The sequence below is a fragment of the Streptomyces sp. NPDC049541 genome (assembly GCF_044465725.1).
Lineage (GTDB): Bacteria > Actinomycetota > Actinomycetes > Streptomycetales > Streptomycetaceae > Streptomyces.
In genome coordinates this window covers 651,213-670,663 of sequence record NZ_JBITLY010000002.1, presented here as the reverse complement: position 1 = coordinate 670,663, position 19,451 = coordinate 651,213, and the positions used below count along the sequence as shown (strand labels likewise).

Below are 19,451 nucleotides of genomic sequence, written 5' to 3'. Positions count from 1 at the left end.
AGTGGCCCACCCGGGTCGAGGCCTTGCGGGCATACACGGTCGACGCGGCCCGGCAGGACCTCGCGGAGCATCGTCCACGAACGCGACCCGTACAATTTGAGTCCGAACGGTCAATGAAGTGCGAGGGAGCGCCCGTGCCCGGCCAGCGATCCATCACCGAAGCCGAGAAGCTCGCCGCGGCGAAACTCGGCGGCATCCCGATACGACGGGACCAGATGGCCGCCGTGGCCAACATCTACCGGGCCGCCTCCGCCGTGCGCCAGCACGTGGAGAACTCGGTGCTGCGCGGCTCCGACCTGACCTGGACGGCGTTCGTCGTGCTGTGGGTCGTATGGGTGTGGGGCGAGTCGGAGACCCGGCACGTGGCCGAGGAGGCCGGCATCTCCAAGGGGACCCTGACCGGGGTGGCGCGCACCCTGGAGTCGCGCGGACTGGTCAGGCGGGCCGGCCACCCGACGGACGGCCGGCTGGTGCTGCTCAGCCTCACCGACGAGGGCGAGCAGCTGATGCAGCGGCTGTTCCCGGCCTTCAACGAGGAAGAGGCCTTCGTCACCGGCCAGTTGACGGACGAGGAGTGCCGGACCCTGGCGGAGGGCCTGCGGCGCGTGGTGATGCAGGTGGAGCAGTACGGAGAGGAGCGCCGCCAGTCCCTCCTCAACGGCGCCGAGCCCGCACCCCGGCGGAGTGGCCGACGGGCGAAGGGCTGAGTTTAGGCCACCGTGATCGCTGTCATGCGCGGCAAACCCAGGCTATCCTTTGAGGTCAAACAACATACTCGAAGAGGCCCGCTGCCAAGAACCAAGGAGCCACCACCGTGCGCGCACTCGTCGTCCAGCACGACCACACGACGGAACCGGGGCTGGTCGGCGCCCGCCTCACGGAGCGCGGTTACGACCTCGAGGTCGTGACCGTCGTGCCCGAGCACCGTCACCACACCCCGGACGTCACCTTCGACTTCCCCGACGCAGCCGACTGGGATCTCGTCGTCTCGCTCGGCGCGCCCTGGTCGGTGTACGACGAGACGGCCATAGGCAGCTGGATCGGCGGGGAGCTCGCACTGCTGCGCAAGGCGCACCACCTCGGCATACCGGTGCTCGGTGTCTGCTTCGGCGCCCAGGCGCTGACCACCGCCCTCGGTGGCTCGGTCGAGCCGTCGCCACGTCCCGAGATCGGCTGGACCGAGATCGACACGTACGACCCCTCGCTCGTGGGTCGGGGCCCCTGGATGCAGTGGCACTACGACCGGTGCGCACTGCCGCCGGGTGCCGAGGAGCTGGCGCGTAACGAGGTGGGCGTTCAGGCGTTCCGGGTCGGGCGGAGCCTCGGGGTGCAGTTCCATCCGGAGATCACCCTGTGGATGCTGCGCGGATGGCTGGCGACCGGCGGCGAGCAGGAGGCGCTGCGGCATGGCGTCGACCCCGACCAACTCCTGGCCCTGAGCAGCGACTTGGAACCGGTCGCTCGGGCGAACGCCCGCAACCTGGTCGACGGGTTCCTCGACCGGGTGGCGGCCGCGACGGACTGAGGCGGGCTGCAGCGGGCACGGCTCAACCGCCGCCCGAGAAGGGAGTTGGGGCGCGACCCCACCCCTGACCCCATCCGGCACCCAGACCTCTCTTCCCCCCGCACATCACCTTGACCACCACCGCCGGCGCCAGCAGAATGTGGACGCCTTGAGAGCGCTCTCAAAGAGCTGAGCTCTCCGACCCGGCAACGCCACCGACCCCGAGGAGAGCAGCCATGGCCGACATCGCCCGTCGGACGGTCATCGGGGCAGGGGGCGCCGCTGCCGCCCTGGCCATGTTCGGCAGTGGCACGGCTCGCGCGGCCACCGGCTCAACCCCCGCCGCCGGGGCGGAAGATGCCCGTACGCGTGGCTACGCCTTCCTCGGTGCTGCCATGGACGGCTACCCGGACCACGGCAGCATCCGCCTGGCCCAGAGCTACACCGATCAGGCCGGGCTCTTCAGCACGGCGTTCACCTACGACAACGCGCTCGCGATCCTGGCCCACCTCGCCCACTCAGCCCCCGGTGCGCGCGCCAGAGCCATCGCCCTCGGGGACGCACTGCTCTACGCGCAGACCCACGACCCGCAGCACACGGACGGCAGGCTCCGGCAGGCGTACAACGTCGGGCCGTACGTCTTCTACGACGGTTCACCGCAGCCGGACGGCTTTGTGCGCGCGGACGGCAGCGTGAACGTCGGCACCCAGTTCGGCTTCACCGGTACGGCTGTCGGTGACATGGCCTGGGCGGGCATCGCGCTGGCCGCGCTGGCCGCCCGCACCGGGGCGGCGCGGTTCCTGACGGGTGCCCTGCGGATCGGCGAGTGGATCGAGACACACGGCCGCACCGACGAGCCGCTCGGCGGCTACAAGTTCGGCGTCGACGGCAGCGACCAGAAGCTCCCCTTCACCTCCACCGAGCACAACATCGACCTGACCTGCCTCTTCGCGCGCCTCGCCCGGCTCACCGGAGACAGCGTCTGGCTGGAGCGGCGGGCCCGCGCGCAGGCGTTCCTGGACAAGATGTGGAACGAGTCCGGCGGCTTCTTCCACACCGGCACCAACGACGGCGTCACCGTCAACACCTCCCCGGTTCCCGAGGACACCCAGACCTGGAGCTATCTGTCCCTCCACGACCGCCGCCGGGCCCGGTCGGTGGACTGGGCGGCAGACCACCTCGCGGTGCTGGACACCGCCGACCGGCCCAACAGCACGGTCCCGGCCGGGCAGTCGTACGAAGGTGTCACGTTCAGCTCGGCTTCCCTCCTCGCGGACGAGGACTCGCCCATCGCAGCCTCCCAGCCCAAGCCCGACCGCAACGGCGTGTGGTTCGAGGGCACCGCCCACCTGGCCCTGGCCCTGCGGGAGCGCTGCGCGAGCGGCGACGAACGGCGGGCCGCGCGCCTCATCGCCTCCATCGAACGGGCCCAGGACCAGCTCGGCGCGGGCCAGACGGTGGGGGGCAAGGCCCTGCCCGAACGCTCGGGCGTGGTCTCGGCCAGCAGCCCCTTGGACACCGGTTTCGGCTTCGGCTACTACCCGTACCGGCACGTCGGCGCCACGGCCTGGTATCTGCTCGCGGCGGCCCGCGCCAATCCGCTGCGGGGACGCTGAGCCGCCCCGGCCAGACGCCCGGTCGCCGCGGAGGCAGCCGTCAGCCGCCGGCTGGGCGCTTCTGCTGCCCGCCGACGAACGCCAGGGCCTCCCGCGCAAGGGGTGACCAGTCCAGGGCGGACTCCGGGGAGAGAGCGAACCACTCCTTCATGGGGGTGCCCTTGTTGGCGTCGAAGTTGTCCCCCTCGTCCGCGTCGACCAGCGCGTCCACCCGGTCTTTGGGCAGCTTCACGACCAACTGCCCGCGGACGAGCATCGCGAAGATCTTGCCGTGCACCCGCAGCGCGCTCCGACCGAAGCCGGAGCCGGAGCCGCTGGGAGGCGTGACCCCGGGAAGGCCCAGCAGCTCGCTCACCAGGTCGTCGAAACGCTCCTCGGCCGGCGTCATACGGCTCCTCCCGGGTCCTGCGGCGAGACCGCTACCCGGCCCACTGAATCACGTCGGCATCACTGGCGCAGCCTGTCGAAGCGGAACGGTTCCAGGACTTCGGGACGCCGGCCTGTGCAGACGTACTCGGTGAGTCGGCGCCCGGTGACCGGGCCCAGGGTGACGCCGAGCATGCCGTGTCCGGTGGCCACGAAGGCGTTGGCGTGGCCGGAGACGCGGTCGATGACCGGGAGGCCGTCGGGCAGGAAGGGGCGGCCACCGACCCAGGGGTCGCGGATCAGGCCGACCAGGTCGTCCGGGTCGTCGAACCAGCGGCCCAGGTAGTGCCGGCTCGCGAGGGCGACGGCCACGACGCAGCGCCAGTCGAGACGGTTGTTGTTGCCGCTCAGCTCCATCGTGCCGCCGATCGGTGAGGCGACGGCCCGGCGTTCGCCGAAGTACAGGGTGTGCCGGGGGGCCGGGTCCAGATCCACGGAGAAGCTGTAGCCCTTGCCCGCCTGGAGAGGCAGCGGGTGTCCCAGCGCGCCCAGGAGGCCGGAAGAACGCATGCCTGCCGCGATGACCACGGCCTGGCACGGCAGCTCGCCCAAGTCGGTGCGCACCGGCGCCCCGGCGGATCGGTGTCCTGCACCGTGTTCCGGCCCGCCGCCGAACGGGGTCCGTCGCCGACTGCCGGCGGGTCGTCGACGTCATCGCCGCGCAGGACGGTCTCAACGCCCGGGTGGGCATCGGCGAGCCCGCCTCCTCGGTGGGCGGTCTGCACGACTCGTACGAGGACGCCTGCGACGCGTTGCGTCTGCGGGCGTTCGACGGGAGACTCCCCCGTCCAGCTGATCGCCGACCTGCGGGTCCACCAGGTCCTGGCCGCGGTCAACCAGTCCGCCCGCAACCGCCTGGTCGACCTCACCACCGCGGAGCTGCGCGCCCAGCCGGACTGGCCGGCGCTCCGCGACACGATCACCGCCTGGTGCGAAAGCGGATTCCACCTCGTACGGGCCTCCGCCGCCCTGCACATCCACCGCAACACCGTCCTCCACCACATGAACAAGATCGAGCAGATCACCGGCCGCCCGCTGCGCGAGCACCGCACGACGACGGCCCTCCATCTGGCCTGTCTGGCCGACCGTCTGGGCGGTGGATGACCTCACGAGGGAGGCCAACTCCCGCCGCGTCACGGGGCGTTGACACACCAGCATCAGCACGAGGCGACGGTCACCCATCTCCAGGCCGCCGAGGCGGCGCGGCTGTGTGGCCGGGCTCTGCGAGGAGGCCGTCGACCTGATCGTCCCCGCCTCCGGGGCGTCGTCGCTGCACCGGGAGGTGCCGATCCAGTGAGCAGCGGTCGCTACGGCCGGCCCGCTCCCGGCACCTCGACCTGGACGGCGAGTACCTGACCGCTTCCGGGTGCCACCATCTCTGACTCGGTCATGCCCTGCCACTGTGCCGCCGTGATGAACAGCGTCCTGCCCTCGGGTCCGCCGAGCACGCAGGCGAAGGCTCCGCGGTCCAGCTCCACGGTCTCCAGGACGGTGCCGCCTTCCGCGACGCGCACGCACCGCCGGTTGGGCACGTCCGCGTACCAGACGGCGTTCTCCGCGTCGACGCAGATGCCGTCCGGTGCGCCCTCGCCCAGGTCGGCCCACACGCGCCGCCGGGAGAGTCCCCCGTCGGTGTCGATGTCGAAGGCGACGAGCCGGCGGCGGTAGGAGTCCGCGACGATCAGCGTGGCGTTGTCCGGGGTGACCGCCATGCCGTTGGGAAAGGCGATGTCGTCCGCCACCTCGCGCACCGCGCCGTCGCGGCCGACCAGGTGGACTGAGCCGGGTTTGACGTCCTCCCCGGCCGTCGGGTCGAAGCCGGCGCGGTTGACGTAGGCGTTGCCGCCGCCGTCCGCCACGATGTCGTTCCAGCCGGGTGCGCCGAGCTCGGCGTGTGTGACCAGGCTGCCGTCGGGCTCGCGGCGCAGCAGCCGCCCGTCCGCGGAGGAGACGATCAGCAGGCGGTCGTCGTCCGGGAGCCAGGCGGTGCACAGCGGGAGCGACGCCACCCGGGCGACGACCTCGCTGCGGCCGGTGAGGCCCACGGCGACGACCTCGCCTGCGGTCCAGTCGGAGAAGTACAGCCGGTCACCGTGCCAGCGCGGTGATTCGACCAGGCCCCGGCCGGTGAGCAGTGTGGATACTCCGGTCATCGTCATCACAGCCCTTCTGCGGGACCGGTCCGGCACCGGCCCTCCACCCTCCACACGAAGGGCGATCGGCGAAATCGACAACCTGGGCGAACGAACTGGCCGATCATGCGGGCCTTCACCACGGCGTCCTGGGCCTTCGCCGGAGGGGCCGACGCCATCGTCCTGGCCGACTCACCGGCCGAGGCCCGTGCCCTCGAGGCGGGCAGCCCCGAGTACATCACGCTCAGGGACGGGCCGCCCGCGCCCGGCGACGCGGTCGATTCGCCGGCCCTGGTGCGCTCGCTCGACCTCGCCGCGCACGCTGGTGCAGAAGACCACGAGCGGTACGGTCGGAGCGCCGGCCGCCAGGGCCGCCCCGCTGGGTGACCTTCGGGATCACCGGCCGGGACGGGTGCGCCGAGGAGGATCTCGCCGCCGTGGAGCGGGAGCACATGGCCCTGCGCCCCGCCACGGCCACGTCACGTGAGCGTCAGGACGGCGCCGCGCCCCGGACCCGGGCCAGCACGTCACGGATCATCTCGGCGCTGATCATGAAGTGCTGCCGGGCGATCTGTTCCGCGCGCTCGGGCTCGCCGCCCGCGATGGCCTCGTAGAGCGCCTTGTGGTCCTCGCCGCCGCGGTGGAAGTCGGCCCGTTCGCCCCTGCCCCAGGGCTCGACGGGGAAGCCGAGGCTGATCCGGGCGAGCAGGCCGCGGCTGAGCATGACGATCTGTGGGTTGCCCGTGGCGGCGCACACGGCCTGGTGGAAGGCGCTGTCCGCGCTCTGTTCGTCGCGCGGTGTGCGGGCGGAGAGGTACGCGGTCAGGGCGTCCCGCATGGTGTCGAGGTCCCGGGAGCCGCGGCGCCGGGCGGCCGTCGCGGCCACCATGCCCTCCACCAGCCCGCGCAGGTCGAAGAGCTGCTCGAACTCCTCCCAGCGGGGCACCAGGGTGTGCCGCACCGCGGCCGCCGTCGACTCGGTCCAGCTGTCGCGGACGTAGGCCCCGCCGTTGCGGCCGCGGCGGATCTCGACGACGCCGACGGCCTGCAGCCGGGCGATCGCCTCGCGCACGGTGGGCCGGCTGACCCGGAGCAGCTGGATCAACTCCCGTTCCACCGGCAGCCGCTCCCCGGGCAGGAAGTCACCGACGGCGATCGCGGTGAGCAGCCGGTCGGAGACCTCGTCGACGGCGGACGCGACACGCACCGGGCGCAGCTCGGGCGAGGGCGCACCGCCGAGGAGGACACGGTCGAGCACCCGGGAGAACTCGCCTCCCGGTTCGGACGCCTCAGGTACGGATGTCAGCTCGTTCCCCCTTGTTCGCCGCTTCTGTTAACGCACACAGGCCACGTAAACACGCCGTTACTTCTTGGCCCGACCCCACTAAAAGGTCTTGTGCGCTGACCATTTACCCAATCAGTATCTCACCCATCCGTCACACCCACACCGTTTCAGCCAGCGGCCGACTCGTTCCGGCCGGTCTGGGAGGCTTCCTCGTGGCGATCCCCGAACCGAACCGCACCGGAACCGTCGACTTCAACGGCCATTCCACCTGGTACCGGATCACGGGCGAACCGGGCCGGACACCCCTGGTGGTCCTGCACGGCGGACCCGGCGCCGGCCACAACTACACGCTCAGCATCGCGAACATCGCCCAGCAGGGCCGCCAGGTGGTGCACTACGACCAGCTCGGCACCGGACTGTCCACCCATCTGCCCGACAAGGGCGCCGGCTTCTGGACCGTCCAGCTCTTCCTCGACGAACTCGACAACCTCCTCAAGGCGTTGGGCATCGCCGACGGCTACCACCTGCTCGGCCAGTCCTGGGGCGGCATGCTCGCCGCCGAGCACGCCGTACGACGACCGTCCGGACTGCGCGGCCTGGTCATCGCCAACTCCCCCGCGTCCATGGAGCTGTGGCTCAAGGCGGCGGCGGAACTGCGCGCCGAGCTGCCGCCGGAGGTCCAGCGCACCCTGCTCGCGCACGAGGCCGCGGGGACCACCGACGACCCCGGCTACCGGGCCGCCGAGCAGGTCTTCAACGAGCGTCACGTGTGCCGTCTGACGCCCAACCCGCCCGAAGTACAGGCCACGTGGGACAACATCGCGGCCGATCCGACCGTGTACCACACCATGAACGGGCCCAACGAGTTCCATGTCGTCGGCACGCTCAAGGACTGGTCCGTCATCGACCGGCTGCACCTGATCGACGCACCCACCCTGCTGGTGTCCGGCCGCCACGACGAAGCCACCCCCGAGACCCTGCGCCCCTTCGCCGATCACATCCCCGATGTGCGCTGGCACATGTTCGAGCACTCCAGCCATATGCCGCACGTCGAGGAGGAGGAGCTCTACCTCCGGGTCGTGGGCTCCTTCCTCGATTCCACCGACTGAGCCAACGCCCCTTTCTCTGTTGGGAGTTCATAGCGATGTCCCGCAGCACGAGACGGGGCGCGCTCGCCGCCGCCACCGTCGCCCTCGCCCTGACCGCCGCCGCCTGTTCGTCCTCCGACGGCGGCTCCTCCGACAACCCGAGCACGTCCTCCGCCGGCACCGGATCGTCCGCCTTCCAGCCCCAGCACAAGGGCGGCACCCTGAAACTGACCGCCCACGCGGCCGCCGGCACACTCGACCCGCAGGTCAACTACACGCTCCAGTACTGGCAGTTGTACCAGTCGATGTACGACGGTCTGCTCGCGTTCAAGAAGGTCGGCGGACAGGAGTCGTTCACCGTCGTCCCGGACCTGGCCGCGGCGCTGCCGAAGGTGACCAACGGCGGCAGGACGTACACCTTCACCCTCCGCAAGGGCATCACCTTCTCCAACGGCAAGGCGCTGACCACCGATGACGTGGTGGCGTCCTTCCAGCGCATCTTCAAGGTCTCCAGCCCCACCGCCGGCACCTTCTACAACGGCATCGTCGGCGCCGACGCCTGCATCGAGAAGCCCGCCTCCTGCACCCTGCCCAAGGGCGTGATCGGCGACGCGAAGACCAACACGGTCACCATCAACCTCACCGCCGCGGACCCCGAGTTCCCGTACAAGCTGGCTGTCCCGCACGCCAGCGTCGTACCGAAGGACTCGCCCACGAAGGACGCCGGCACCAAGCCGCTGCCGTCGACCGGCCCGTACACGGCCGCCTCCTACGACCCGAACCGCGAGCTGAAGCTGGTGCGCAACCCGCACTTCAAGGAGTGGTCGCGGCAGGCGTCGCCGCAGGGCTACCCGGACGTCATCGACTACACCTTCGGGCAGACCGTCGAGTCCGAGGTCACCGCCGTCGAGAACGGCCAGGCGGACTGGATGTTCGACGCGCCGCCCACCGACCGGCTGAACGAGATGGGCACCAAGTACGCCTCCCAGACGCATGTGAACCCGCTGACCGCGTTCTGGTACGCGACGCTCAACGTCAACATGCCACCGTTCAACAACAAGTTGGCGCGCCAGGCGATCAACTACGCCGTCGACCGGGCCGCCGTGGTGCGGCTGTACGGCGGCACCAACCTCGCCTCTCCCGCCTGCACGGTCCTGCCGCCGGGCTTCCCCGGACACGTCGACTCGTGCGACTACACCAAGGGCGGCGGCACGACCTGGAAGGCCGCGGACCTCGCCAAGGCCAAGGAACTGGTGAAGAAGTCCGGCACGGCCGGGCAGGAGGTCGGCATCGTCGTGCAGGACGACGACGTCAACAAGTCCATCGGGCAGTACCTGCAGAGCCTGCTCACCCAGCTCGGCTACAAGGCGAGGCTCAAGCCACTGTCGCCGAACATCCAGTTCACCTACATCCAGAACACCAAGAACAAGGTGCAGCTGGCGCTGACGTCCTGGTACCAGGACTATCCGGCGGCCTCGGACTTCCTCAATGTGCTGCTGTCCTGCGCCTCGTTCCATCCCGGCAGCGACTCGAGCATCAACATCTCCGGCTTCTGCGACAAGGGCATCGACGCGAAGATGCACGCGGCGCTGAAGACCGCGCAGACCGACGAGAAGAGCGCCGACCAGCAGTGGGGCGCCATCGACCAGCAGATCATGGGCGAGTCGCCGCTCGTCCCGCTGATCAACCCCAAGCTCGTCGACTTCACCTCGAAGCGGGTCGGCAACTACCAGTTCAGCAAGCAGTTCTACATGCTCGTCGGGCAGCTGTGGGTCAAGTGACCAGCGCCGAGCCATCGTTGACCGCCAAGGCCCGGCGCTCGCCGGGCCCCTGGCGGACGGCCGCAGCCGACCTGGTGCGCAACAGGTCGGCGCTGGCCGCGGCCGTCGTCCTGCTGATCGTCGCCGTGGCCACGCTGTGCGCGCCGCTGTACGCGTCCCACATCGCCCACACCGACCCCTTCCAGTCCCATGTCTCCGGCACCACGGTCGTCGACGGCAAGACCGTGCCGGTGCTCACCCCGAGCACCACCGGCCTCGGCCTCGGCGTCACGCCCATCGGCCCGACCTGGGACCCCACCCACTACTTCCTCGGCGCCGACAACCAGGGCCGCGACGTCATGGCCCGCCTGCTCTACGGCGGCCGTACGAGCCTGTTCATCGGCATCACCGCGGCCCTGCTCACCTGCTTGGTCGGTACGGCCGTCGGGGTCGTCGCCGGGTACGCGGGCGGCGTCGTCGACTCCGTCATCTCCCGGGTCCTGGACGTCATCTGGGCGTTCCCGGTGTACCTGCTGGCCATCTGTCTGTCGGTGGTGCTGCTCACCAATGGGCTTACGCTGGGCCCGCTCACCGTCGACGCGGGAAGCCTCTGGCTGCCCGTCGCGATCATCGCGGCGATCTATGTCCCGTACATCGCACGGCCGTTGCGCGGTCAGGTGCTGGTGCTGCGCAACAAGGAGTTCATCCACGCGGCCGTCGGCTCAGGCGCGCCCACCGCGCGCATCCTGCGCCGCGAGGTGCTGCCGAACGTGCTGCCCACCGCGATCGTGTTCGTCCCGCTGATGACCGCGCTGGCCATGCTCACCGAGTCGGCGCTGTCCTTCCTGTCGGTCGGCGTGCAGCCGCCCGACGCCAGCTGGGGCACGATCATCGAGGACGGCCTGGGCCTGCTCTACACCCGCCCCACGGTGACGATCGCCCCCGGTCTGCTGATCGCGCTGACCACGGCGGCGCTCAACGTCCTGGGCGACGGGGTGCGCGACGCCCTCGACCCGAGCGCCCGGCTGCGCGGAGGGGTGTGACACGCATGGTCTCCTTCGCCCTCAAGCGGTTCGCCTCGGCGCTGCTGGTGATGTTCGCGATCAGCGTCCTGGTGTTCCTGATCTTCTTCGCCACCCCGGGAGTCGATCCCGCGGCACGTATCGCGGGCCGCAACGCCGACCCCGCCACCCTCGCCCAGGTGCGGCACTCCTTCGGCCTCGACCGCCCGATGCCGATCCGCTATCTGCTGATGATGCGTCACCTGCTGATCGACCGCGACCTGGAGTCCTTCGTCAACCGCGGCGCCCGGGTCATCCCGCAGATCGTGCAGGCCACCCCGGCGACCCTGTCGCTGGTCGTGGGCGCCGCGGTCATCTGGATGGTCGCCGGCATCCTCATGGGCACCTCCGCCGCGACCCTGCGCGGCAAGGCCGCCGACCCGTTGATCATGCTCGTGGGCGTGGTCGGCGTCTCGCTGCCCGCCTACTGGCTCGGTGAGGTCGTGAACCTCATCACCCAGAAGCAGCTGCACGGTTCGCTCTTCTCCTGGGTGCCGCCGCCCGGCTACGCCGGTCTGAGCCAGGACCCCGGCCAGTGGGCGCTGCACATGCTCTTCCCCTGGCTGACCCTGGCCCTGCTGTACGCCGGGATCTACGCCCGCCTCCTGCGCGGCGAGGTGATCACCGCCCTGAACGAGGACTACGTCCGCACGGCCCGCGCCAAGGGCCTGTCCGAGCGCCGGATCCTGCTGCGCCACGCCCTGCGCTGCTCGCTCATCCCGATCGTGTCGCTGTTCGGCCTGGACTTCGGCGCCCTCGTCGGGGGCGCGGCGCTGCTCACCGAGGTGGTCTTCGGTCTGCCCGGCATCGGCAAGCTGACCTTCGACGCCCTGCAGAACCTCGACCTGCCCGTGATCATGGGGACCGTCCTGTACGCCGCCTTCTTCGTGGTCCTCGCCAACGCCCTGGTGGACATCCTGTACGCGCGACTCGACCCGAGGGCCCGCCATGCCTGAACCCCTGCTGGACGTACGCGACCTGCGGGTCTCCTTCCGCACCCGCACCGGCCCGGTCACGGCCGTCGACGGCCTCTCCTTCACCGTCGCACCCGGCGAAGTCCTGGGCGTGGTGGGTGAGTCGGGCTCCGGCAAGAGCGTGTCGATGCTGGCCGTGCTGCGCCTGCTGGCCAACCCCAACGTCACGGTGTCGGGCGAGGTCCACTTCCGCGGACGGGACTTGCTCCTTCTTCCCGACAAGGAGATGCGGGCGGTACGGGGCCGGGAGATCGCCATGGTCTTCCAGGACCCGATGACCGCGCTGACCCCTGTGTACACGGTCGGCTGGCAGATCGCCGAGCAGATACGGGCGCACGAGCAGGTCTCCCGCAAAGCGGCGCAGGCCCGCGCGGTCCAGCTGCTCTCCGACGTCGGCATCCCCGACGCGGCCTCCCGGGTGAACGCCTACCCGCACGAGTTCTCCGGCGGCATGCGCCAGCGCGCGGTCATCGCCATGGCCCTCTCCTGCGGCCCCGCACTGCTCATCGCCGACGAACCGACGACCGCGCTGGACGTCACCGTCCAGGCCCAGATCCTCGACCTCATACGGGAGTTGAACGCGGGCGGTGCGGCCCTCGTGCTCATCACGCACGACATGGGCGTGGTCTCCCAGATCGCCGACCGGGTCCTGGTGATGTACGGCGGTCGGGCGGCCGAGGAGGGCCCGCGCCAAGCGGTGTTCCACGGCCCCCGGCACCCCTACACCTGGGGTCTGCTGGACTCGGTGCCCCGCGTCGGCGGCCCCCGGTTGCGGCGACTGCCCACCATCGCGGGCATGCCGGTCTCCCCCGGCGCCCTTCCGCAGGGGTGCGCGTTCGCGCCGCGCTGCCGGCTGCGGCACGAGCGGTGCGAGGAGCGCCCCGCGCTCTGCGGCGACACCCATCGCGACGCCTGCTGGCTGCCGCCGGACGACCGCGCGGCACTGCGCCTGACGGCACGGGTGGCGGCGAGCGGCCCTGCGGGCCCGGATCCGGAGGCGGCGGCGAGCGGCCCGGCGGACATCAACACGGAGGCGGCGTCGTGACGGCACAGCACATCGTGGCAGTGGACGAGGTTGCGCCTCCCGCGGGCGATGTCCTGCTGCGCGCCACGAACGTCACCAAGCACTACCCGCTCGCCCGGCGCCGCAAGGTCCTGCGCGCCGTGGACGGGGTGTCGCTCGACGTCCGCACCGGGGAGACCCTCGGCATCGTCGGCGAGTCGGGCTGCGGCAAGTCCACCCTGGGCCGCTGCCTGGTCCGGCTCACCGAACTCACCGGCGGCCGGGTCGAGTTCGACGGGCAGGACATCAGCACCCTGTCCACGCGCCGACTGCGCCCCCTACGCCCGGGCATGCAGCTCGTCTTCCAGGACCCGCAGGCCTCGCTCAACCCCCGCCGCCGCGCCGGGGACATCGTGGCCGAGCCCCTGCTGGTGCACCGCTACGGCGACGCCGCCGCGGTCCGGCACCGGGTCGCCGAGCTCTTCGACGTCGTAGGACTGGCCACGGCGCATCTGGACCGCTATCCGCACGAGTTCTCCGGCGGTCAGCGCCAACGCATCGGAATCGCCCGGGCGTTGGCCACGAACCCGAAACTGATCGTCGCCGACGAGCCGGTGTCCGCGCTCGACGTGTCGATCCAGGCCCAGGTGCTGAACCTGTTCGCCGACCTCCAGGAGGAGTTCGCGCTCACGTACGTGTTCATCGCGCACGACCTCGGCGTGGTCCGCCATGTGTCGGACCGGATCGCCGTCATGTACCTCGGCGGGATCGTCGAACTCGCCGGTACGGAGGCCCTGTTCGAAGCCCCCGCCCACCCCTACACCCAGGCGCTGCTGTCCGCGGTGCCGGACATCGACGACGGCAGCACGGTGGCCGCACCGCCCCGGGAACGCATCGTGCTCACCGGCGAGGTGCCCAACCCGGTGGACAAGCCGACGGGTTGCCCCTTCCGCACCCGCTGCCCGTACGCACGCGAACGCTGCGCCGTGGAGCGCCCCGAACTCGCGCCGACACCCGCGGGACGCCACGTCGCCTGCCACTACCCTCTGACCGGGTGACCGCCCGCCGAGCCCCAGGAAACGGCCTGAGTGCCAGGTGATGCATCCGCAGACGATGACAGAACCTACCGGGTCTCCTCGACCGACTGTCCGGCCTTGCGGCCGACTCCCGCATACACCCAGTACTCCTTCGGGTTGTCCGGGATCAGGTCGTCCCGGCCCGGGCGCCACAGGGGTAGGTGGACCAGGCCTGGTTCCACCAGGTCGAAGCCGGTGAAGAGTTCGAGGATCTCGTCGTGGGACCGGGTGGTGACCGGCGAGGTGGCCCTGGACTTGTACAGCTTGCGCACCGCGTCGGCCGTGTCCGGGCGGTCCTCGTGCGTGCCATGGGACATGGCCAGGAAACTGCCCTCCGGCAGGACGTCCCGGAAGGCGGCCACCAGACCGGCGGGGTCCTCCTCCGCTGTGACGAAGTGCAGGATCGCATTCATGAGTACGGCGACCGGCTGCTCGAAGTCGATCAGCTTGCGCACCTGCGGAGAGGCCAGGATGTCGGCCGGCCGCCGGATGTCGGCGTCGACGATGTCCACGTCCGGGTTGCCGGCCAGCAGCGACGTGCTGTGCGCCACGGCCACCGGGTCGTTGTCCACGTAGACCACCCGGGCTCCCGGTCTGACCGCCTGCGCCACCTCGTGGACGTTGCCCTGGGTGGGGATACCCGAGCCGAGGTCGATGAACTGCCGTACCCCGGACTCGACCAGGAAGCGCACGGCCCGGCCGAGGAAGGCACGGTTGGCCCGGGCCAGGGTGCGCGCCTGGGGTTCGATGGCCGTGATGGCCGCCACCGCCTCCCGATCGATGGCGAAGTGGTGCTCCCCGCCCAGCAAGGCGTCGTAGACACGGGCGACGCTCGCCCGGTCCGGATCGGTCCCTGGCGGGAAACCTTCACTCTCGGGCACTACAACTCCCTTATGGACCAGGGGCCTTGACGTAACATCATATAGTTGCCGACGACGCACGGCGAGCCACCCGCATCGCCGCGCGCCCGGAGCCCCACACCCGGAAAGGCACGACCCCTGCGGAACGAACCGCGCAGCCGCACCGACCTGTCCCCCGCCGCACTGCCCTCGCCCCGCCGGTCGGTCTTCTCCCCCGCCGCCGACGCCATCGGCTCGGAACTCGACCTGGGGCTGACCGGCAGCCATGTCGTGCACGCGCTGACCCCCGGCTTCTGCGATGCGGCCTCGATCTATCTGCTGGAGCGCTGGCTGCGCGACGAGAACGCGTACGCCGTCGCGCAGGCGCCCCGGATAGAGGCGCGCCGTCTGGCGCTGCGCGTCGGCACGGACGCGGTGGAGGACTGGGAGGGCGTACTGCCGGTCGGCGAGGTGATCGTCTTCCCGCGCGAGACGCCGTACGCGCGTGCGCTCGCCGCCGGGCACGCGCAGTTGCTCGACAGGATCGACCCGCACACCTCCCAGCGGCTGTCGGCCTCCGGGGGCGGTGACGCCCGGGTCGAGGACCTGCTGCACGTGTCGTCCTTTCTCGTCGTCCCGCTGCAACTGCGGGGCACCGCCGTCGGCTTCGTCGCCTGCTCGCGCACCCCGGACCGGGCCCCCTTCCGGCCCGCGGACGTCGTGGCCGCGGAGGCGCTGGGCGCACGCGCCGCCACGGCCCTGGACAACGCGCGCCGCTACGAGCGCGAGCGCCGTACCGCCCTGGCGATCCGGGGCAGCCTGCTGCCGGGCACGGCGCAGGAGGTCGAGGGCTCCGCATCGCGCACGGCTGTCTGCCCGCCGGGCAGGGCAACATCATCGGCGGTGACTGGTTCGACGTGCTGAAACGGCCGGGTGACCGGGTCAGTCTGGTCGTCGGGGACGCCATGGGGCACGGCCCGGAATCAGCCGTCGCGATGATCCAGCTGCGCACCGCCGTCCGCACCCTGGCCACGCTCGACATCCCGCCGGCCGAACTCATACGCCGCCTCGACGCACTCGCCTGCGACACCCCGGGAGCGTCGTTCGCGACCTGTATGTACGCCGAGTGGGACCCTGGGCGGCGCACCTGCACCCTGGTGGGGGCCGGCCACCCGCCCCCGCTGCTGCGCGGACCGGACGGCCGGACCGCGCCGGTCGCGCTCACCGGTCCCGGCCTGCCCCTGGGGCTGGGCACGGGCAGCTACGAGGCGACCGTACTGACCCTGGACGAGCCCGCTCTGCTCGTCCTCTACAGCGACGGCCTGGTGGAGTCCCGGGACGCCGACATCGACCAGGAGATCGTCCGCCTCGCGCGCGCCCTGGACTCGTCGGCCGCCGAGTCCGCGGCAGCCGGCGAGCAGGACCCGCTGCAGTCCCTGTGCCGACGGCTGCTGAGCACCCCTTCCGCCGCGGCTGCCGCCGATGACCGCACCCTGCTCCTCGCCGAGCTGACCCCCCAGAACGGCTGAACGCCCGTCCCCGGCAGGCTCTCAGGCCGTCAGATGTGCCCACACGGCGTTGCCGCCGGTGAGTCTGGACCGGTCGATTCCCCAGCTGTCCGCGATCGCCTCCACGATGAGCAACCCGCGGCCGCTCTCGTCGTCGGGGCACGGCTCGCACCGGGGCAGGGTGCGGTCCGTGCGGGCGTGGTCGTGGACCTCGAGGCGCAGACACTGGTCGGTGATGAGCCCGATGCCGCACAGGATCCGGGCGCTGAGCGTGTGCCGTACAGCGTTGGTGGCCAGTTCGGACACGAGCAGGACGGCATCCGCGCACAGGTCGCCCGGCAGCCGCCAGGCGCTCAGCCGCGCGCCGATGGAGCGGCGGGCGATCTTGATGCTGGAGCGGTGCGGCGGCAGTTCGAGCCAGTGGGTGCGCTCCTGGTTCGAGGCGTCTAACAGCTGCGGTGAGGAAGTCATGTGGGGGGACACGCAGTTGCCTTCCGTGGGGAGCGGGGCGCGCGGTGACCGTCGGAACCAATCACCCAAGTAACTATGCTCACAGGGCAGTTCAAGCTGCAACCAACTACCTGATAATTTCATGGAGCCGGTATCTGTCCGTCCGCATCGTCAAGTCGCTTTCGGCAGCGTCGCGATGACGGCGACTCAGGAGGTAGGGCGTGGTGAACGAAGGCCGGTCGGGCGCGGGCAACAGCCCCAGCGCACCTACCGTTCTCCGCATGATCCTCGGCCGGCGGCTGCAGGAGCGGCGCCAGGATGCGGGTCTGACGCTGGACGAGGCGGCCAGGGCCCTGCGGGTGACGTCCCTGACCATCCGCCGTCTGGAGAAGGCGGAGGTCGGCCTCAAGCCCCTGTACGTGGACAAGCTGCTGGAGACGTACGGGGCCGACCGGCAGGAGATCGACGAGTTCGTCGCCCTCGCCGAGCGGGCCAACGAGCCCGGCTGGTGGCATGTGTACCGCGATGTGCTGCCGAGCTGGTTCAGCGGCTATGTGAGCCTGGAGTCCGGGGCGACGACGCTGCGCACCTACGAGCCGCACTATGTGACCGGGCTGCTGCAGACCCATGACTACGCGCGCGAGGTGCTGCGCGGCGGCTTCCCGGGCGGCAGCGAGGAAGACCTGGAGCGGCGGGTGGATCTGCGGCTGCGCCGGCAGGGTCTGCTGGAGAAACCCGATGCGCCCACGCTGTGGGTGGTACTCGAGGAGACGGTGCTGCACCGGGTGGTGGGCGGCCCCGAGGTGATGCGGGAACAGATCGACCGGCTCCTGGAGGTCTCGGAGCTGGAGCACGTCAGCGTCGACGTCGTGCCGTTCTCCGCGGGCGCCCACGTCGGTGCGTGCGCCCCCTTCACCTACTTCCGGTTCAAGGAGCCCGAGCTGCCCGACATCGTCTACAGCGAGATCCTTTCCGGCGCCATGTACCTGGACCAGCGCTCGGATGTCGCGGCCCATCTCGAGGCGCACAACCGCATGTCCCTGCTGACCTCGGACACGGACAGCAGGGCGCTCCTGAACCGCATGCGAAAGGAGTACTCATGACCAGCGCCGACGGCGGTGTCCGCGGCGTCTACAACGGCATGCCCGCGACGGACCTCGGCGAACAGGGCTGGGAGTCTCCGTGGAGCGGCCCCAACGGGGGCCAGTGCGTGCAGACGAAACAGCTCGCCGACGGCCGGGTGGCCCTGCGGCAGTCGACCGACCCCGCAGGACCCGCGCTGATCTACACCCCGGAGGAGATCACCGCGTTCGTCGCGGGAGTCAAACGAGGTCTCGCCGATCATCTGACGGCCCTGTACCCCCCACGCCCACCGAAAGGGACAGCATGACCAACTCGCACGCCGCGCGGGACATCGACACCAGCAGGCCCCATTCCGCCCGGATGTACGACTACTACCTCGGCGGCAAGGACCACTTCGAGGTCGACAAGCAGGCCGCGGAGACCGTCGCCTCGGTCTATCCGGCGATCTTCGTGTGCGCCCGTGAGAACCGGGCGTTCATGCATCGCGCCACCCGCGTGCTCGCCCAGGAGCACGGCATCCGGCAGTGGCTGGACATCGGCACCGGCATCCCCACCGAGCCGAACCTGCACCAGGTGGCCCAGTCCGTGGTCCCCGAGGCCAGGGTGGTGTACGCGGACAACGACCCGCTCGTCCTCAAGTACGCCGAGCGCCTGATGCGCAGCACGGCCCAGGGCCGCACCACGTACATCGAGGCGGATGTCAACGACCCGGCCGCGCTGCTGGAATCCCCCGCGCTGGCCGAGGTCCTGGACCTGGACCAGCCGGTCGCCCTGTCCCTCAACGCCCTGATGCACTTCGTGACGGATGCGCAGGACCCGTACGGCATCATGGACCGTCTGCTGGCCGTCCTGCCCTCGGGCAGCGCGCTGGCCCTGAGCCACTGCACGCCCGACTTCGACCCGGCGACCTGGCAGAAGGTCACCGACATCTACACCAATGCGGGTACGCCGGTGCAGTTCCGCTCGAAGGACGACGTCGCCAAGTTCTTCAGCGGACTGGAGCTGCTCGACCCCGGAATCGCGGTCGGCCACCGCTGGCGCCCGGACGGCGAGTCCGACGCCACGGACGCCGAGGTCAGCCTCTGGACCGGGGTGGGCATCAAGCCTTGACTTGTTCCCCGGGCCGAAGCCCGGGGATTCTGGCCTTCTCGACCGGTTGCTGTGCCGCTACGCGGCACAGTTTCCGGTCGGGAGTCCGTGGCTTCCTGTTTCTTCGCGCTGTGCCGGGATCGCTCCCGGTCTTACCGGCGCTCCGCAGGCCGACACCGCCAGTCCGGCGGCCGTCGGGCCGCCGCTTCGCCTCGGTGATCAGCACGCGGGACAGCAGACCCTGCCTCGGATACGGAAGATCCTGAGCGTAGGCCTCACGGCGGGCGCGGACAGCATCGTTGCAGACAACACGGGCACTGCCGAACGCCCGCCCCAGCGCGGCCCGTTGACCGCGGGTGGGGTGGAGGCGGAAGGCATATCTGAGCTGCACGACAAGGAGCACCCCCAGGGACAAGACCCCTCAATCGCGAAGATCCCTATTGATCGGTATCAGCCCCCCTTCGCACATGTTCGCGGTCTTCGTGACCACGTTCTGAGAGGAAGTGCTCGCCGGTGCGTTTCCCCCATCCCTCCGTGATGAAGCCTGAGCAGTCCGC

Annotated in this window: 23 protein-coding genes and 1 pseudogene; 17 read left to right on the top strand and 7 right to left on the bottom strand. The window is 70.6% G+C overall.

The window, feature by feature from the left end; all coding sequences use genetic code 11:
- Positions 1 to 134 precede the first annotated feature (134 nt).
- The 3 genes from ACIBW9_RS10170 (at position 135) to ACIBW9_RS10160 (ending at position 3,120) form a co-directional block, all read left to right on the top strand.
- On the top strand, positions 135 to 707 hold the full coding sequence (locus ACIBW9_RS10170; RefSeq protein WP_398953190.1) for a MarR family winged helix-turn-helix transcriptional regulator: 573 nt from the start codon (positions 135 to 137) through the stop codon (positions 705 to 707).
- Between the two features lie 107 nt (positions 708 to 814).
- Positions 815 to 1,525 carry a type 1 glutamine amidotransferase gene (locus ACIBW9_RS10165; RefSeq protein WP_398953188.1) on the top strand — a complete coding sequence of 237 codons (711 nt, stop codon included), beginning with the start codon at positions 815 to 817 and terminating at the stop codon, positions 1,523 to 1,525.
- Between the two features lie 215 nt (positions 1,526 to 1,740).
- Complete coding sequence (locus ACIBW9_RS10160) at positions 1,741 to 3,120, top strand: Tat pathway signal sequence domain protein (protein ID WP_398953186.1); 1,380 nt, start codon at positions 1,741 to 1,743, stop codon at positions 3,118 to 3,120.
- Between the two features lie 40 nt (positions 3,121 to 3,160).
- Here the strand turns inward: ACIBW9_RS10160 and ACIBW9_RS10155 are convergent, their stop codons facing one another.
- Entirely contained in the window at positions 3,161 to 3,508 is a 348-nt protein-coding gene (locus ACIBW9_RS10155) for a hypothetical protein (protein WP_398953184.1), read from the bottom strand.
- A gap of 59 nt (positions 3,509 to 3,567) precedes the next feature.
- Positions 3,568 to 4,110: an NAD(P)/FAD-dependent oxidoreductase gene (locus ACIBW9_RS10150; protein WP_398953182.1), complete on the bottom strand. Its 543-nt coding sequence runs from the start codon at positions 4,108 to 4,110 to the stop codon at positions 3,568 to 3,570.
- Between the two features lie 14 nt (positions 4,111 to 4,124).
- Between ACIBW9_RS10150 and ACIBW9_RS10145 the strand changes: the two are divergent.
- Positions 4,125 to 4,247: pseudogene (locus ACIBW9_RS10145) on the top strand (sugar diacid utilization regulator); the annotation flags it as partial.
- A gap of 91 nt (positions 4,248 to 4,338) precedes the next feature.
- Positions 4,339 to 4,650: a helix-turn-helix domain-containing protein gene (locus tag ACIBW9_RS10140; RefSeq protein ID WP_398953969.1), complete on the top strand. Its 312-nt coding sequence runs from the start codon at positions 4,339 to 4,341 to the stop codon at positions 4,648 to 4,650.
- Positions 4,651 to 4,853: 203 nt separating this feature from the next.
- On the opposite strand, the gene ACIBW9_RS10135 is transcribed toward ACIBW9_RS10140, so the two are convergent.
- Positions 4,854 to 5,699 carry an SMP-30/gluconolactonase/LRE family protein gene (locus ACIBW9_RS10135; RefSeq protein WP_398953180.1) on the bottom strand — a complete coding sequence of 282 codons (846 nt, stop codon included), beginning with the start codon at positions 5,697 to 5,699 and terminating at the stop codon, positions 4,854 to 4,856.
- A 105-nt stretch (positions 5,700 to 5,804) separates the two neighbouring features.
- On the opposite strand from ACIBW9_RS10135, the gene ACIBW9_RS10130 reads away from it, so the two are divergent.
- Entirely contained in the window at positions 5,805 to 6,065 is a 261-nt protein-coding gene (locus tag ACIBW9_RS10130; protein ID WP_398953178.1) for a hypothetical protein, read from the top strand.
- 103 nt (positions 6,066 to 6,168) lie between these two features.
- On the opposite strand, the gene ACIBW9_RS10125 is transcribed toward ACIBW9_RS10130, so the two are convergent.
- Positions 6,169 to 6,936 carry a FadR/GntR family transcriptional regulator gene (locus tag ACIBW9_RS10125; protein WP_398953176.1) on the bottom strand — a complete coding sequence of 256 codons (768 nt, stop codon included), beginning with the start codon at positions 6,934 to 6,936 and terminating at the stop codon, positions 6,169 to 6,171.
- 239 nt (positions 6,937 to 7,175) lie between these two features.
- On the opposite strand from ACIBW9_RS10125, the gene ACIBW9_RS10120 reads away from it, so the two are divergent.
- The 6 genes from ACIBW9_RS10120 to ACIBW9_RS10095 are packed head-to-tail and all read left to right on the top strand — an operon-like array spanning position 7,176 to position 13,907.
- Entirely contained in the window at positions 7,176 to 8,072 is an 897-nt protein-coding gene (locus tag ACIBW9_RS10120) for a proline iminopeptidase-family hydrolase (protein WP_398953174.1), read from the top strand.
- 35 nt (positions 8,073 to 8,107) lie between these two features.
- Entirely contained in the window at positions 8,108 to 9,832 is a 1,725-nt protein-coding gene (locus ACIBW9_RS10115) for an ABC transporter substrate-binding protein (RefSeq protein ID WP_398953172.1), read from the top strand.
- Complete coding sequence (locus ACIBW9_RS10110; RefSeq protein WP_398953170.1) at positions 9,829 to 10,854, top strand: ABC transporter permease; 1,026 nt, start codon at positions 9,829 to 9,831, stop codon at positions 10,852 to 10,854. Before ACIBW9_RS10115 ends, ACIBW9_RS10110 begins: the two co-directional genes overlap by 4 nt.
- A gap of 5 nt (positions 10,855 to 10,859) precedes the next feature.
- Positions 10,860 to 11,828 (top strand): ABC transporter permease, encoded by a 969-nt coding sequence (locus tag ACIBW9_RS10105; protein WP_398953168.1) that lies wholly within the window; start codon positions 10,860 to 10,862, stop codon positions 11,826 to 11,828.
- On the top strand, positions 11,821 to 12,891 hold the full coding sequence (locus ACIBW9_RS10100) for an ABC transporter ATP-binding protein (RefSeq protein WP_398953166.1): 1,071 nt from the start codon (positions 11,821 to 11,823) through the stop codon (positions 12,889 to 12,891). Before ACIBW9_RS10105 ends, ACIBW9_RS10100 begins: the two co-directional genes overlap by 8 nt.
- Positions 12,888 to 13,907 carry an ABC transporter ATP-binding protein gene (locus tag ACIBW9_RS10095; RefSeq protein ID WP_398953164.1) on the top strand — a complete coding sequence of 340 codons (1,020 nt, stop codon included), beginning with the start codon at positions 12,888 to 12,890 and terminating at the stop codon, positions 13,905 to 13,907. The genes ACIBW9_RS10100 and ACIBW9_RS10095 overlap by 4 nt, the downstream gene beginning before the upstream one ends.
- 65 nt (positions 13,908 to 13,972) lie before the next feature.
- Here ACIBW9_RS10095 and ACIBW9_RS10090 read toward each other — a convergent pair whose 3' ends face one another.
- Complete coding sequence (locus tag ACIBW9_RS10090) at positions 13,973 to 14,806, bottom strand: SAM-dependent methyltransferase (protein ID WP_398953162.1); 834 nt, start codon at positions 14,804 to 14,806, stop codon at positions 13,973 to 13,975.
- Between the two features lie 45 nt (positions 14,807 to 14,851).
- On the opposite strand from ACIBW9_RS10090, the gene ACIBW9_RS10085 reads away from it, so the two are divergent.
- Complete coding sequence (locus ACIBW9_RS10085; protein ID WP_398953160.1) at positions 14,852 to 15,688, top strand: GAF domain-containing protein; 837 nt, start codon at positions 14,852 to 14,854, stop codon at positions 15,686 to 15,688.
- Positions 15,682 to 16,293 carry a PP2C family protein-serine/threonine phosphatase gene (locus ACIBW9_RS10080; RefSeq protein ID WP_398953158.1) on the top strand — a complete coding sequence of 204 codons (612 nt, stop codon included), beginning with the start codon at positions 15,682 to 15,684 and terminating at the stop codon, positions 16,291 to 16,293. Before ACIBW9_RS10085 ends, ACIBW9_RS10080 begins: the two co-directional genes overlap by 7 nt.
- 21 nt (positions 16,294 to 16,314) lie before the next feature.
- Here ACIBW9_RS10080 and ACIBW9_RS10075 read toward each other — a convergent pair whose 3' ends face one another.
- Positions 16,315 to 16,743, bottom strand: coding sequence for an ATP-binding protein (locus ACIBW9_RS10075; protein ID WP_398953156.1), 429 nt, complete (start codon positions 16,741 to 16,743; stop codon positions 16,315 to 16,317).
- 203 nt (positions 16,744 to 16,946) lie between these two features.
- Between ACIBW9_RS10075 and ACIBW9_RS10070 the strand changes: the two genes are divergently transcribed.
- The 3 genes from ACIBW9_RS10070 to ACIBW9_RS10060 are packed head-to-tail and all read left to right on the top strand — an operon-like array spanning position 16,947 to position 18,915.
- Positions 16,947 to 17,825, top strand: coding sequence for a helix-turn-helix domain-containing protein (locus ACIBW9_RS10070; protein ID WP_398953967.1), 879 nt, complete (start codon positions 16,947 to 16,949; stop codon positions 17,823 to 17,825).
- A complete protein-coding gene (locus ACIBW9_RS10065) occupies positions 17,822 to 18,112 on the top strand; it encodes a DUF397 domain-containing protein (protein ID WP_398953154.1) in 291 nt (96 codons plus the stop codon). The genes ACIBW9_RS10070 and ACIBW9_RS10065 overlap by 4 nt, the downstream gene beginning before the upstream one ends.
- The gene (locus ACIBW9_RS10060; RefSeq protein WP_398953152.1) at positions 18,109 to 18,915 is read left to right on the top strand and encodes an SAM-dependent methyltransferase; all 807 of its coding nucleotides are present in this window, start codon (positions 18,109 to 18,111) and stop codon (positions 18,913 to 18,915) included. The genes ACIBW9_RS10065 and ACIBW9_RS10060 overlap by 4 nt, the downstream gene beginning before the upstream one ends.
- Here the strand turns inward: ACIBW9_RS10060 and ACIBW9_RS10055 are convergent.
- Positions 18,905 to 19,285: a helix-turn-helix domain-containing protein gene (locus tag ACIBW9_RS10055; protein ID WP_398953150.1), complete on the bottom strand. Its 381-nt coding sequence runs from the start codon at positions 19,283 to 19,285 to the stop codon at positions 18,905 to 18,907. The two genes, ACIBW9_RS10060 and ACIBW9_RS10055, sit on opposite strands and share 11 nt — an antisense overlap.
- Positions 19,286 to 19,451: the final 166 nt, after the last annotated feature.